The 14,218-nt window shown below is 48.5% G+C and carries 14 protein-coding genes; 3 read left to right on the plus strand and 11 right to left on the minus strand.

Features of this window, described 5'->3' with window-relative positions:
• The coding region (locus KKE17_10145; protein ID MBU1710351.1) for an NAD(P)H-binding protein at positions 1-501 on the minus strand (501 nt) is incomplete at its 3' end.
• A 117-nt stretch (positions 502-618) separates the two neighbouring features.
• Positions 619-3,135 (minus strand): heavy metal translocating P-type ATPase, encoded by a 2,517-nt coding sequence (locus KKE17_10150; protein ID MBU1710352.1) that lies wholly within the window; start codon positions 3,133-3,135, stop codon positions 619-621.
• 127 nt (positions 3,136-3,262) lie between these two features.
• Here KKE17_10150 and KKE17_10155 point away from each other — a divergent pair, with 127 nt between their 5' ends.
• Complete coding sequence (locus KKE17_10155; GenBank protein ID MBU1710353.1) at positions 3,263-3,460, plus strand: cation transporter; 198 nt, start codon at positions 3,263-3,265, stop codon at positions 3,458-3,460.
• A 131-nt stretch (positions 3,461-3,591) separates the two neighbouring features.
• Here KKE17_10155 and KKE17_10160 read toward each other — a convergent pair whose 3' ends face one another.
• The 6 genes from KKE17_10160 to umuD form a co-directional block, all read right to left on the minus strand.
• A complete protein-coding gene (locus tag KKE17_10160) occupies positions 3,592-4,269 on the minus strand; it encodes a lipid-binding SYLF domain-containing protein (protein ID MBU1710354.1) in 678 nt (225 codons plus the stop codon).
• Positions 4,270-4,291: 22 nt separating this feature from the next.
• Positions 4,292-4,540: a DUF493 domain-containing protein gene (locus KKE17_10165; GenBank protein MBU1710355.1), complete on the minus strand. Its 249-nt coding sequence runs from the start codon at positions 4,538-4,540 to the stop codon at positions 4,292-4,294.
• 31 nt (positions 4,541-4,571) lie between these two features.
• On the minus strand, positions 4,572-5,012 hold the full coding sequence (locus tag KKE17_10170) for a thermonuclease family protein (GenBank protein ID MBU1710356.1): 441 nt from the start codon (positions 5,010-5,012) through the stop codon (positions 4,572-4,574).
• Between the two features lie 17 nt (positions 5,013-5,029).
• Complete coding sequence (locus tag KKE17_10175) at positions 5,030-6,391, minus strand: NAD-binding protein (GenBank protein MBU1710357.1); 1,362 nt, start codon at positions 6,389-6,391, stop codon at positions 5,030-5,032.
• A 232-nt stretch (positions 6,392-6,623) separates the two neighbouring features.
• Positions 6,624-7,895 (minus strand): Y-family DNA polymerase, encoded by a 1,272-nt coding sequence (locus KKE17_10180; protein ID MBU1710358.1) that lies wholly within the window; start codon positions 7,893-7,895, stop codon positions 6,624-6,626.
• 231 nt (positions 7,896-8,126) lie between these two features.
• Positions 8,127-8,567 (minus strand): translesion error-prone DNA polymerase V autoproteolytic subunit, encoded by a 441-nt coding sequence (umuD, locus tag KKE17_10185; GenBank protein ID MBU1710359.1) that lies wholly within the window; start codon positions 8,565-8,567, stop codon positions 8,127-8,129.
• A gap of 311 nt (positions 8,568-8,878) precedes the next feature.
• On the opposite strand from umuD, the gene KKE17_10190 reads away from it, so the two are divergent.
• Together KKE17_10190 and tsaA are read left to right on the plus strand one after the other, a co-directional pair.
• Complete coding sequence (locus KKE17_10190; protein MBU1710360.1) at positions 8,879-11,689, plus strand: transporter substrate-binding domain-containing protein; 2,811 nt, start codon at positions 8,879-8,881, stop codon at positions 11,687-11,689.
• A gap of 52 nt (positions 11,690-11,741) precedes the next feature.
• The gene (gene tsaA / locus KKE17_10195) at positions 11,742-12,149 is read left to right on the plus strand and encodes a tRNA (N6-threonylcarbamoyladenosine(37)-N6)-methyltransferase TrmO (protein MBU1710361.1); all 408 of its coding nucleotides are present in this window, start codon (positions 11,742-11,744) and stop codon (positions 12,147-12,149) included.
• A gap of 17 nt (positions 12,150-12,166) precedes the next feature.
• Here the strand turns inward: tsaA and KKE17_10200 are convergent, their stop codons facing one another.
• The 3 genes from KKE17_10200 to KKE17_10210 all read right to left on the minus strand — a co-directional run.
• Entirely contained in the window at positions 12,167-12,556 is a 390-nt protein-coding gene (locus tag KKE17_10200) for a hypothetical protein (protein MBU1710362.1), read from the minus strand.
• Positions 12,557-12,693: 137 nt separating this feature from the next.
• Positions 12,694-13,128 (minus strand): hypothetical protein, encoded by a 435-nt coding sequence (locus KKE17_10205; protein MBU1710363.1) that lies wholly within the window; start codon positions 13,126-13,128, stop codon positions 12,694-12,696.
• A gap of 543 nt (positions 13,129-13,671) precedes the next feature.
• Positions 13,672-14,218: hypothetical protein (locus tag KKE17_10210; GenBank protein MBU1710364.1), on the minus strand; the 547-nt coding region annotated here is incomplete at its 5' end.

Below are 14,218 nucleotides of genomic sequence, written 5' to 3' on the forward strand. Positions count from 1 at the left end.
AAAACGAGGCGTTACAACCCGCACGCCTGCTTCGGATGCCCTGCCCGCTTCTTTTTCCCAATCAACACAGATGGAAGCAAGGAAATCACTGCCCGGAGGAGCATCCTTGAACATAGTTTCATCCCCGCAGAAACCATAGTACCCCACCGCGCTTGTATTGATCAGGGTCTGTTGTTTGCCCTTGCCTTGTTTTTTAAGGGCATCGACTATATTTCCGGTTGTCCGTATCCTGCTTTCGTAAAGCAGTTTTTTATTCTCAGCAGTCCAGCGGCAAAAGATATTTGCCCCGGCAAAATTGATTATCACATCAAAATCACTGATGGCGTTTTGCCAGTCACCTGCGACCATGGGATTGCCCACAAGGTGATCCGCACCAGGCGGGATCACCGAGACTTTACTGCTACTTCGCACCAGAGCGGTTACCTGATGCCCTGCTGCCAGCAACTCCTTGACAACATACCTGCCGACAAATCCTGTACCGCCGACGATGAAAATCTTCATGAATGCCACCTTGTTGACACAATGATTCCATATTATTCTTAACAAAGAAAAGTTAATTATAATCGATTGTAAAAAATCTTTATTAGAAATCAGCTTTTTTTTCAGCTTGGCATAAGGTTACACAGGTGTAAAAAATCTTAATCTAAGGGCATTGGACACCACGGATACCGAACTCATGGCCATGGCTGCGCCGGCAATCATCGGGCTCAAGGTCGGTCCGCCGAAGATATAGAGAAGGCCTGCTGCAACTGGGATACCCACAATATTATAGGCAAAGGCCCAGAAAAGGTTCTGCTTGATATTACGCATGGTGGCGCGGCTTAAGGCAAATGCCGCCAGCACCCCGGTGAGGTCCCCTTTCATCAGCACAATATCTCCGGACTCGATTGCCACATCAATTCCGGTACCCATGGCAATCCCCACATCCGCCTGGGCAAGCGCCGGAGCGTCATTTATGCCGTCGCCCACCATTGCGGTTATCCGCCCCTGATTCTGAAGTTTTTTCACCTGCGCCGCTTTATGTTCCGGCAGAACCTGGGCGATAACATTGGTGATCCCGGCCTGGGCGGCAATGGCATGAGCGGTTTTTGGGTTATCACCGGTAAGCATGAAGACCTCAATGCCCATTTTCTGCAAGCGGGATACCGTGGCTTTTGTCTCATCCTTTATCTTGTCGGCAATTGCGATAAGTGCTGCAAATTCCCCATCCACTGCAAGATAGAGAGCGGTTTTCCCGGCATCTGAGATTTGTCCGGCAGACGCTTCAAGCCCCCGGTCATAAGCGATATCCACGCCGGATTCCTGCATGAACAGCGCATTTCCAAAAAGAAGCAAAACGCCATCCACCGTCGCCTTTATACCCTTTCCGGTAATCGCTTCAAAACTCGCAGGCTGTTCAAGAGTGAGTCCCGCTTTTTCCGCAGCACGGACAATGGCTGTGGCCAGAGGATGCTCTGAAGCCTTTTCGGCGCTGGCAATTAAATAAAGGAGTTGTTCTTTTTGACGCTTTTCATCAAAGACTACAAAATCGGTCATTTCCGGGCGGCCATAAGTCAAGGTGCCGGTTTTATCAAAAATTATCGCATTGACCCGCTGGGCCGCTTCCAATGCCTCGCCGCTTTTAATGAGCACCCCCAATTGCGCGCCTCGTCCGGTGCCGACCATAATCGATGTCGGCGTTGCCAAACCCATGGCGCATGGGCAGGCAATAACCATTACCGCAATAAAAATCCGCAGGGCAAACGGGAATCCTGCACCGGAAATATACCAGGCCAATCCGGAGAGTATGGCGATGGCAATGACAATGGGAACAAAATACAGACTGATGCGGTCCGCAAGGTTGGCAATGGGCGCCTTTGATCCCTGGGCATCCTGAACCATGCGGATAATTCGGGCAAGCACGGTATCCCGGCCCACCTTTTCAGCCCGGACCTGGAGGGCGCCGTTGCTGTTCAAAGTGCCGCCGAAAACCTTATCGCCCTCCTGCTTATCAACGGGCATGCTTTCGCCGGTGAGCATGGATTCGTCAATACTGGACCTGCCCTTTTCAACCAGAGCGTCAACAGCAATGCGCTCACCAGGCCTCACCAGCAGCAGATCACCGACAACAATCGCCTCAACCGCAATAAGAATTTCCTTGCCGTCTCTCAGGATGGTTGCCTGCTCCGGGGCGAGTTCCATGAGCTTTTTGATCGCATCAGAGGTCCGGACCTTGGAGCGGGTTTCAAAATATTTGCCAAGGGAAACAAGGGCAATGATAACGGCGGCAGATTCAAAATACAGATCCATTGCCTTTGTCTGAGGATCAATGCCCTGAAAAATCTCAATCAGATTCCAGGTGCTGTAGATAAAGGCGGCGCCGGTGCCGATGGCGATCAGCGAATCCATATTCGGCCCGCCCCGCAGCAGATTCGGTATACCGATCCTATAAAAATTCCTGCCGCTGTAAAGAACCGGCAGGGCCAGTATAAACTGCGCCAGGGCATAATTTAATGGTGAGCTATCAGGCGCAAGCCATTCAGGCAAAGGCATTCCAAACATATGACCCATGGAGAGAATCAGCAGGGTCATGGCAAATACCATGGCCGGAATCAGCTCCCGCTTCATGATTTTGAGCCTGGCCAGCGTATCTGCCTGCTGCCGTTCAAAAAGACTGCCGCTTTGGGATGTTTCCAGCTGTGCTTCAAACCCGAGGCTATTAATTGTTTCACGGATTGTTGTGGGTGAAACCTTGTCCGTTTCAATTTTTATCCGGGCGGTTTCCGCAGGCAGGCTGACACTTGCGCTCACCACCCCCTCCATTGCCGAAACAACCCGTTCGATGCGGCTCGAACATGAGGCGCAGGTCATACCACGAATGGCAAAAATCAGTTCATTTGCCGTTTCCGGCATGACCAGTTCAAAGCCCAGATCCTTGACGCGGTCGGCTATGGCGGCAATATCAGTTTTTTCCGGATCCCAGGCCAGGGCCATTGATTCGGTAGCCAGATTCACCGCAGCGGCGTCAATTCCCTCCATTTGCGAAAGAACCCTTTCGATGCGCGAAGAACAGGACGCACAGGTCATCCCCTTAATAGAAACCTTGAGTCTCTCATGCCCGTCTGATTTTTTTTTCACTTCTGTTTTGCTCTCCATGATAAATCGCCCTGCAGGTTGATATTATTCGTGGATATAATTATCTTTATAAATAAATGAGTAATATCTTAACTACCACTTGTCCAGCCAAAGCTGGGAAATTGCCATTACCTAAGGAGAAATTACTATGCCGACAATCAAAATTTCAGGAATGAGCTGCGGTCACTGCGTTGCCTCGGTTACAAAGGCGATGAATGCCATAGACGGTGTTGCGGACGTCAGGGTGAATCTGGAAAAAGGTGAAGCAACCTATAATGAAGAAAAGCCAGTGGCCGTTGAGACGATAAAGGAAGCGATCAAGAAGACAGGTTTCAAGGTAAACTGAATTTTGACAGACTCGTATAAAGTCGCTGTAGTAAAAGGTCCACCAGACAAAATCAACAGGTTACATGGCAAGTCGATGAAATCAGTCTTTTCGAAGTCTCATTCCTTTCGCTATCTACGATTTCATCACTTTCATTTTTTGATCTGTTTGTTGATGATTTGTTTGAGTTTGTCAACACTCTCAGGAGTTCGTGCACCAGGCTCATTTATTTCAGCAGAGGCTTGACCATAAAATTCTTTGGTTGTTTCCGTATCAATATCAATTGCCGACCCTTCAAAGGAGACCCCGGCAAATAACCCCCGGCTGCGGGAAAATGAAATAATTTCCGATCGGAGCTCGGAATCCGTTGCTGCTTCAGCCTGCCTGCCCACCGGCCCGGCGGCTGCCCCTGCATTAACGCCAAAAGAAAACTTGCCCTTCAGGACCTTGTCAACACTCTTGCGGGTCTTGAACACCAGCATGATATCAGTTGCCTGATAGCCGATCTGCAGTCCTAAGCCGCCCCCGGAAAAAGTTATAAAAGAGGGATTGCCCCATTCGCCCTGTTCATTTTTCACCAGAAGAACGCCGCTGCCTTTTCTTCCGGCAATGATGAACCCCGCCTTGATAACCGATGGGATTATCGCTATTGCCTGTGCATTGGCCAGCAACCTTGGAGGGACGGATTTTTCAGGGATCAAAAGAAATTCATGAATCACATCCAGCACATCATTCATTTTTGCGGCGCCGTTGTTATCCGAAGCCGAAACATGCGCCGGCGACACCGCGATGATAATCATACTCAACACAATAAGTGTAAAACGTTTCATCTGTTTTTCCTCTCCGCAACGGCTATAAAACCATCTTGACCCCTGCATGTTTTTTGAGCAGACAATAAATAGAATCCCTGACTTCCTGGCTCTGCACGGTGATTTCCAGATTCAGACAATGGTACTTCCCGTTACTGCTGCTGTTTGAATGGAAAACCTGCTCCCCATCGCCCACAGCCTGAATAATCACCTGCCTGAGCTCCTCGATTTCCATACCGATGACTTTATACTGCCAGGCACAGGGGTAAGTCACTGCTTCTTTTTTTTCCATTGTTCAATGCACAAATGTTGTTTTAATCGGTCTAACGGCACCAGTCTGTATTCATCCTGGTTTGAGATGTCAGTGTTGCAATGCCGATTTTTATCAGCACATCACTAACATCCTTGCCGTCAGCAATAACAGTCGCGGTAACCCTGAATCGCAAGTCACGGCCGACGTTTTCAAGGTGAATGACCCGCGCCTTAAGGAGCAAAGAAGCTACAATATCGCGGGCCTTTTTGGCAAGTGTTCTTTCCTGTTCGCAATGAGAGTTAAGATTCGGAACATCTATGCCGCGTATCCGCACCTCAACCTGTTTTCCAATGAGCGGATGCATTCCAGGCAGATTCATTATTATCGTATTGCCGTCAATGGCGGCAACATACTCTGCGTTATATATGGAACCGTAGGTCTTTGATGTGCCTGCATGGGCAGTCATTGCAAGAAGTTGCACTATTAAGACAAGAACAATTACAGACCGCATCGGTTAATAAATACCTCTCAGTTCTTTTTCCTGAGCTGCTGAATCACCGCATCTATAACCTCGGAGGCCTCCGGGCTTTTCAACACTACGGCATCAACCCCGGCCTTTAAAGCTTCTTCCCTGGTGGCAGGTTCTTCATCAGCGGTAAAAAGAATAAATTTCATATCGTTCAACTCCTCGACTGCACGAACTTTTTTGCAGATTTCAATTCCAGTGAGTCCCGGCAACCGGAAATCAACCACGGCAGCCATGGGTTTTTCCTTCATGATAATCTCGAATCCCTGTTGGCCGTTATCAGCGGCAATCGGCAGGAAACCCGCCCGTTTAAACAAACGTGTGTAAAGACTCCGGATTACAGGATTATCATCCACGAAAACAATTGTTGGAGGCTCGGAAGAACGCAGCTCGGCAGGTTCTTTTGCTTGTCCGCCTCCATGCACCAGGAGCTTGTCGGAAACCAGGACAACCATTTCAGGGTCGGGCATGATAGTGTCAATCCCTTTACGACGAAGTCCCAGAATCTTCCTGCCGGTTTCCTCGGAAATTGACTGAATGCTTTTCCCCACAAGATCGGAATCCCCATCAACAGTAATCCATCGAGAGGCTGAAGCCATATGAATAACAGAATCTTCCACGAGTCCTACTTTACTGCCGGTTGTGGCGGCAAGGACATCCGCAGCTATCCTTCTTCCGGCGGAGGCAAAGGGAGAAATGACGCTGTCAGCGCCAGCCTGTAATATTTTCTTCTCGGCAGAAGCATGTTCGGATCTGGCGATAAGATAAAGGGTCGGATTAAGCTCTCGGGCGGTAAGGGTTATGAAAAGATTATCCGGATCTTTTTTTAGCAGCGCCACCAGGCCGCTGGCCTTTTTAATCCCTGCTTCCAGGAGTAATTCTTCCTGGGTTGCGTCCCCTTCCAGAAAATCATAGCCCTTTTCTTTAATCTGCTGGCAATGTTTCGGATCAGCCTCGAGAATGACAAATTCCATGCCTTTTGACTTGAAATAATCTGCAGCGCTTTCCCCGACCCGTCCAAAACCACAAATAATGTAATGATTCTTTAATTGCGAAATCCTTTTCTTCATTTTTTTGGTCTCCGATACATCGCTCCAGACATTTTCAAGCAAAGACTCAACAACAGCATGCCCGGCAAAGGCCAGACTGCTGAAACCGGTAAGAATTAAAAAAATTGTAAACAACCGTCCTGTTTCGCTGAGCGGCCTTACTTCACCGAACCCGACGGTGAAAATGGTAATAATCGACATATAGATTGCTTCCCGAATGGAATAATCCTCAATTACCACATATCCGGCCGCCCCTATACTGACGATCCCAACACAAATGGTTAAAGCAATCTGGGTTTTTTTACTGGTAAACATGGTTTGAAATTTACGCCCTTTTGTTACATGTTGTCATGGTATAAATAGTATGTGATATTAAATTGTTAAGTCAAGATAGATTCTCATAAGACAACTTAGCTGCAAGCCGTTTGAGAATTTCTTCATTCATTTGTTTGCAGGTTGCTGTATCAAATAATAAATCTTCGCTGAATACGGATTGATCCAGCGGTTACTCCTGTGTCAGTCTCACTGACATCCGGGAACAGCACGTTCAAACAGATGCCTTGACAACCGGCAGGTCACTCCAGCGTGTGGTGTAGGCGGGGGACAGTTGCGCACGTTTCATATGCCAGGATTTTGCAAGCCCGGCCGTGGCATACTGAACCGTGCTGCGCCCCCAGCGGGCATTGATCCGGTCCAGCGCTTTCATGAGCAGCGAATCATCCCTGGCGCTTTCGGCAAAAAGATGCTGCTGCCGGCAGGAGCCGGAAACAATCTCGGTGAACATCACCCCGGCCTTCTGAAAACGGCAGTTCTGCCGATAGATTTTTTCAAGACACGCCATGGCATGCCGGATAAGCACCGGGGTACTGGCCGTGGTTTCCGGCAGAATCACCGACTGGCTGGCTGAATAGACGGGCCGGTTCTTATCAAAACTGCTGGTTGCAAGGAAAACATGCAGACAGCCGGTGGCCAGCTGCGCTGCCCGCAACCTTTCCGCGGCCCGCGAGGTGTATGTGGCCACCGCCTGCCGCAGATCGGCAAGGGACTCCACCGGACGCCCGAAAGAACGCGAACAGACAATGGATTTCCTAGAAGGCGGCGTCTCATCCAGGGAAATGCACGGAATGCCGCGCAGCTCCATAACCGTGCGCAGCCCAACCACCGTCAGCCGTTTCCGCACCCAGGCATCGTCAGCCTGCTTCAAATCAAATGCCGTATGAATACCACGCAATTTAAGCAGCGAGAAATAACGCCGGCCGATGCCCCAGACATCCTCCACACCAACGGTTTTGAGCAGGGAGTCCACGTCGCCTGCGCCGGTGATCTCAAAAACACCGTTATGCAACGGGTTTTTCTTGGCAAAACGATTGGCAATTTTGGCCAGGGTTTTGGTGGGGGCGATACCGACTGACACCGGAATCCCGACGCATTGCAGAATTTTTTCACGGATGATCCGGGCGTAGCCCGCTGACCCGCTGCCATCTGCCGGCAGCATCAGGAAGGCCTCGTCAATGGAATAGATCTCCACCTCCGCCTCAAGCTGGGAAAGAACGTCCATGACCCGCCTGGAAAGATCGCCGTACAGCGAATAATTGGAAGAAAACACCCGGACGCCATTTTTCCTGAGCAGATCGCGGCACTTGAAATACGGCTGGCCCATGCCGACGCCTAAGGCCTTTGCCTCGTTGGAGCGGGCGATAATGCAGCCGTCATTATTGGAAAGCACGACAACGGGCTTATCTCGAAGCGAGGGGTTGAAAACCCGTTCACACGAGGCATAAAAATTATTGCAGTCAACCAGGGCAAATACTTTGTTCATTAATTACCTTACCTCTCGCTGCAAAAAAAACGGAATGAATAACTCTCAGGAGTTTCACTGGTTTTTCAAGACGCACTGCGCCCGGTCCGAAATGCGCTGCTGGCCAATGGGCCTATACGCTACGCAGTTCGGAAAAGTCGAAGCACTTAAGCCGGAAAAAAACAGCGAGACTCCAAAACTTTCCAATGGTTACCTGACAATAATTTCTGCCTGCCGTTCCTGTCCCGGCAATCACAGTTTATGAATCGCATAGGTCGCCACCCCCCAGATCTCAAGGGGCGTTTCAGGAGAAATCTCAAGGGGCGGATACTCAGGATTTTCAGACACCAGCCTGCAGGAGTCTCCCTGGATAACCAGACGCTTGACCGCAAGCTCGCCGTTGAGCACGGCAATTACAATCCTGCCGCTTGCCGGTTCCAGGGACCGGTCGACGATTACAATATCATCATGGTTGATTCCGGCGCCGATCATCGAATCGCCGGCAACCCGGACAAAAAAAGTGGCAGCGGGGTTGTCGATCAGACGCTCGTTCAGATCAAGATGCCGGTCGATATAATCCTCGGCAGGCGACGGAAATCCGGCGGATACACCGGTGGAAAACAAGGGGCGCATAACCCTCGTTTTCGGATCAAAGGAATAAATTGCGGTAACAGAAGACTCTTTTATCTGCATCATTTGGGTTTATTCCAATATGTTTTTCGGATGGAAACGACACATAGCTGCTTAAGTTCGAAGCACTTGATCAGGCAAGGCACGAACGAGGAGGCGAATGAGAGGCCACCGCGTGGGTAGCGCAACAGGTCAAGATCAGACGTATAACATACGTATAATTTAGCATGCCGGCGACAGTCGGCAAACACAATTCATCCCGGCTGCCCATATTTATTTTGACATGCATCCAATGCTATGTTGAAATAATCCAGAACACACAACGCCCCGAAAACATAAAAAAATCTAAAAGGCCTCACGTTACGATCCCCGGCATGGTAAAGCATAAAAACATATACTTTCCTTTTCACCTGTTCCTGCTTTTTCTTACCTGCCTGCTTTCCGCGCCCGAATCATCTGCAGACTCGAAAACCATTATTGCCGGGGTCCCGGCAAATTTTCCTCCCCATTATTCCATCGACAAGCAAACCGGAAAACCTGTTGGTTTTGCCATTGAAGTTATGGACGAAATTGCCGCACAATCCGGCTTCAACGTCAAATACATAGTCTATGACACCTGGAATAAAGTCCTTCAGGCAATCAACACCGGCGACATTGATCTCATCCCAAATTTAGGCATTACCGACGAAAGAACTTCGTACCTGGACTTTACCACCCCGGTGGAAGCGTTCCATATCAAAATTTTTGTTCGTAATTCAACGGCCAACATCCTAAGGATAGAAGATCTGGAGGGCCACACGGTGGCCGTGGTTAAAACCAACAAAGGCCACGATCTCATGAAGGATCACCCCGGGGTAACCCTGCAGATTCACTATTCCCTTGAAGAGGCTTTAGTGGCATTGCTTTCGGGAAATGCCGAGGCCCTGATCTATCCTGAACCGCCGGTGAAAATAATCACCCGTTCCCTGGGGATTGAGGACAATATCAAAACAGTGGGCAAATCCATTCTGGAGGTCAAACGAGCCATTGCCGTAAAAAAAGGGCATCCGGAACTTCTGGAACAATTGGATGCGGCAGTGAAAGAATTGCTCAACAGCGGGAAATACCAGGGAATCTATGCGAAATGGTATGGGAGGGAAAAACCATTCTGGACCCCGGGCCGTGTATTCTGGGTAATGATTTTCCTGCTTGTTCTCGCCATAGTCGGCGCCCTCTTCATGCGGTATGTCACCCTGCTGCGTTTCAACCGGGCATTGCAAGCCTCGATCAAAGAACGGGAAAAAACCGAAAAAGATCTTCGCGAAAGTGAGTCCCGATTCCGCAGCATGTTTGAAGACAACCACTCGGTGATGATCCTGGTGGATCCTCAAACCACTGAAATCATCGATGCAAACCCGGCTGCCGCCGCTTACTACGGTTATACGAAAAAAGAACTCATCAACAAAAAGATGACAGAAATAAACCTCCTGACACCTGAGAAACTTTTTCAGGAAATAAAACGAGCTCAGAAAAAAGAACGTTGGCAATTCTTCTTCAAGCATCGGCTGGCCAATGGAGAGATTCGCGATGTGGAAGTATACAGCGGCCCGATCATTATCCAGAGCAAGGAATGCCTGTTCTCGATAATCCATGATATCAGCGACCGCACCAAGGCGGAGCTTGAACTCCTGAAAAACAAGGAGGAATGGGAAAAAACCTTCAATTCCATAAGCGATATCGTCACCATTCTCGATCCGGACCTGCGCATCGTCCGCGCCAACAAGGCGGCATGCCGTTCCATCAACCTGCGCTGCGATGAAATCATCGGCAAACACTGTTACGAAGTTTTTTACGGAGCATCCGAACCCTGTTTCGGTTGTCCGGACATCGAATCAATCCGCGACAAAGGCCAGCAATCCGCAGAAATAATGCATCCCCAACTGGATAAAACCTTTCTTGTGTCAATTGAACCTATCTTTGCAAACGATGGCACCTTTGAAGGTGCTGTCCACATAGCCAGGGATATCACTGAACAGAAAAAACTTGAAGGCCAATTCCGTCAGGCCCAGAAAATGGAAGCAATCGGCACCCTGGCTGGAGGAATCGCCCATGACTTCAACAATATTCTTGCGGCAATCATGGGATATACAGACATTGCAAAATATGAAGTATCCGCAGACAGTGAGCTCTCAAAATATCTTGACGAAATAATGGCCGCCGGCAAACGTGCCAAAGACATGGTCAAACAGATACTTGCTTTCAGCCGCCAATCAGATCAGGAAAAAATGCCCATTCACCTGCACCATATCATCAAGGAATCTCTCAAACTGCTGCGCGCCTCAATTCCTGCGAATATCGAAATTAAGCAGAATATTGACACTCATTGCGGAGCTGTTCTTGCAGACCCCACACAAGTCCACCAGATCATGATGAATCTTTGCACAAATGCGTATCATGCCATGAGAAAAACAGGCGGCACTCTGGGGGTTTCCCTGGTTGGGGTTGAAATCACCGCTGATGATATAAATGCCAAAATGGATCTTGCTCCGGGGTCATATGTCCGGCTTGAGGTAAGTGATACGGGGCACGGCATGGATCAAGCACTCATCGAGAGAATCTTCGAACCCTATTTCACCACCAAGGAAAAAGGTGAGGGCACCGGTATGGGGCTCTCGGTTGTTCACGGTATTGTCAAAAGTCACGGCGGCACCATAACCGTTGACAGCACCCTTGGGGTCGGCACGACTTTTCATGTCTACTTTCCCGGAATCGAGTCTGCCGGTTCCATTGAGATCCAGAAAGCCATAACACCCCTCCCCCGTGGGACCGAAAAAATACTGATTGTCGACGACGAAGAACCATTAGTCTTTCTTTTGCAGCAGATGCTTGAAAGTTTAGGCTACGCCGTGACCTCCTTTACCGACAGCAGCAAGGCTCTGAAAACATTCACAAATCAACCGGATTATTTTGATCTCGTTGTCACCGACATGAACATGCCCAAAATGACCGGCGCCGCATTCTCCAGAAAACTGCTTACAATCAACCCGCACATCCCAATAATACTTTGTACGGGATTCAGCGACACGATCAATGAAGAACATGCCATGGCTATGGGCATCAAAAGATATCTCATGAAACCGATCATCAAACATGAGATTTCCAATGCTGTCCGGGAGGTCCTGGACCAGGAAAAACCATACGAATAACCGTTGAAGCAGATTACTTTTCCACCGAATACAAGCCACTGGAATAAACAACATGAATCCACTGACTCAGGAAACATACGCCGTTCATCCCATCGGTGTCATCCACTGTGAAATTACATCACGGGAAATGGCGCCGAAAAATTATGATATTTCAGACTATACCGGAGTTATAGAGATATTCAGCCAGTATAAAGATGCCATGGACGGCATTGAGGTGGGCACGACCATTGTGGCGCTGTTCTGGCTGCATCAGGCAAAGAGGGATGTCCTTAAGGTCTATCCGCGAGGCGATAAATCCCGCGGCCTTCGCGGCGTTTTCAGCACTCGCAGCCCCATGCGACCCAACCCCATTGCCGTATCAGAGTATAAGATACTGGAAATTAACGGCCTGGAAATAAAAGTGACGGGTGTAGATATGATTGACGGCACACCCCTTGTTGACTTGAAGAAAAAGGTGTGATCCTGACCGAAATCCCTCTATCGTCCCTCGGCTTTTTCTCTACGCTGGGCGTCAAATGTATAGCCCAGAATTCCATAAATTGTCGCCCAGAAAATGCCGTTCAACACTTCCACCCAGAAACGTTCAGGAAAGGCAAGAACCACGCCAGGATTAGTGATGCCGATGGCGCTTCCCATGAAATATCCGGGAAAGCCATGGATTAAAGTAAGAATCAGGCCAAACAGGCCCAGGAGTTTGCCGATCAACGGGGTGACATTGAACCCGAGAACACCAATACTTATCGGTGAAGCAACCAGACCGAAGGATATCCCCGTTGCCAGCCAAAGATTCCGGGGCCGTTTTTTCGAAAAATAAAGATACAGGCCGGCAGGCACTACTGCGAAGAGAAGAAGAGCTATTTTTATCATTGGATTATTTAACAGGATTTGGTGGCGAATTGCCACAGTTGATTAGCTTTCCAGGACAATCTGATCAAAAAAAAAGGACGGACCTTTTTAAGGATCCGCCCTCTAAATATTTCGAAATCAAACAGACTTAAAACAGGTTAATTAGCCTGCTTCAACTTCATGCCGCATTTACACTGACCGTCCTTATCCATCACGGTGTTACACATGCAGGAACCGCCGCAATTACAGAAGGACATTCCTGTGCCTTTGAGATTCACCCGTTTAAGATCTCCGCCACAAGCGCATTTTGTGGAATCTTTTGGGTCAATGGCACACTTGCAACCTTCCTTGCATTGACAGAGAAGCGCTTCATCGCCTTCTACCTTAACGACATGTCCCCATTTAAGATCCATTCCGCAGGTGCATTTACCGGGTACTTTGCTGATACTGTTACATTTGCATTCGGGGCCGCAATTACATGTGTACAGTACATCATTACGGGCGGCGGCATCACCTTCGGACATTTTCATGCCTGCACAGCCGGCTGCCAATAAAAACACACCAATAATAGCAATAAACCTTGTCAATTTCATCGTACACCTCCCTGTTGTTATTATGGATAAACTCACAAAATATGATTATTCATTTTCAGACAATGCTACCCACATCAACTATTCATTGTCAAATCGATTTTTTCGATACCAAATTCTGTTATGATAGTAGCTTTATCCTGAAAAAAAAGGACAGCTCTTATAAAAAAGCTGCCCTTGGTAATACTGGAGCCGGCGATGGGAATTGAACCCGCGGCCTACTGATTACGAATCAGTTAACCAGACATACACAATTAAATATAACCTACTAAAATCATTACGTATTCCAGAGCACTTGGTTTCCCCTACCCTGCTGTGCATGGTGTGCATGGGGTCAGTAATATCAAGTACTTATGCATGCCGTTATTTTGTGAGGGGTCACATAGGGAACACAGGATGTGTTTTGTAAGTTCTGGATATTGGGTTTGTTTGGTGATGTTTTTCAGCACGAAGGGTTATCATAAAAGCCATACCGTAGGGAAAAAAACAAGCATCTGGCTCGCCCGCAGAAAGATATCCGCTATTTTTGGATCAAAGAGAGGTTCCTCAATGGCCGGCCAGCCAGAAGTCAGGGTCATCGATACAGCCAAAGCGTTGCAGATTTTCCGCAATCATTTGTAAAGACTTAGGACCGATTCTTTTCACCTTACTCAAGCTAGCGGCTCCAAGGGCAACGATAATATCAGGCTGATCGAGAATTTCATTATCCCCCCAATAATTAATCAAGACCTTGCCGATCATGGGGGAGAGCGCACTGGCAAAGGAGAGAGAAAGGGGCTGGAATTCTTTTTCCCTGAGATTAACACAAATCCGCAGAACCTTCTTAATTGAGATGCCGTACTTACGCGCTATGTAATGGGTGGACACCCCCATTTCTTTTAGATCATATATCTGTTTATTCATGAGATCTTTAGGCATTCCTGCAATTCCGAACAAACTCAAGAGAAGAGGATGAAGTGCTTTTCCCGGCACCTTATTTTTTTCCTGTACAACTGCAAAAAAGAGCCGAACAAACTTATACGCACGAGGATCAAAAAAGGAAATAGGTCCGGAAGAAGGGCTGACCGATGTCAGCCGTCCTTCCGGATGGGGG

Source organism: Pseudomonadota bacterium, from assembly GCA_018823135.1.
In the GTDB taxonomy this organism is placed as follows: Bacteria; Desulfobacterota; Desulfobulbia; order Desulfobulbales; family CALZHT01; genus JAHJJF01.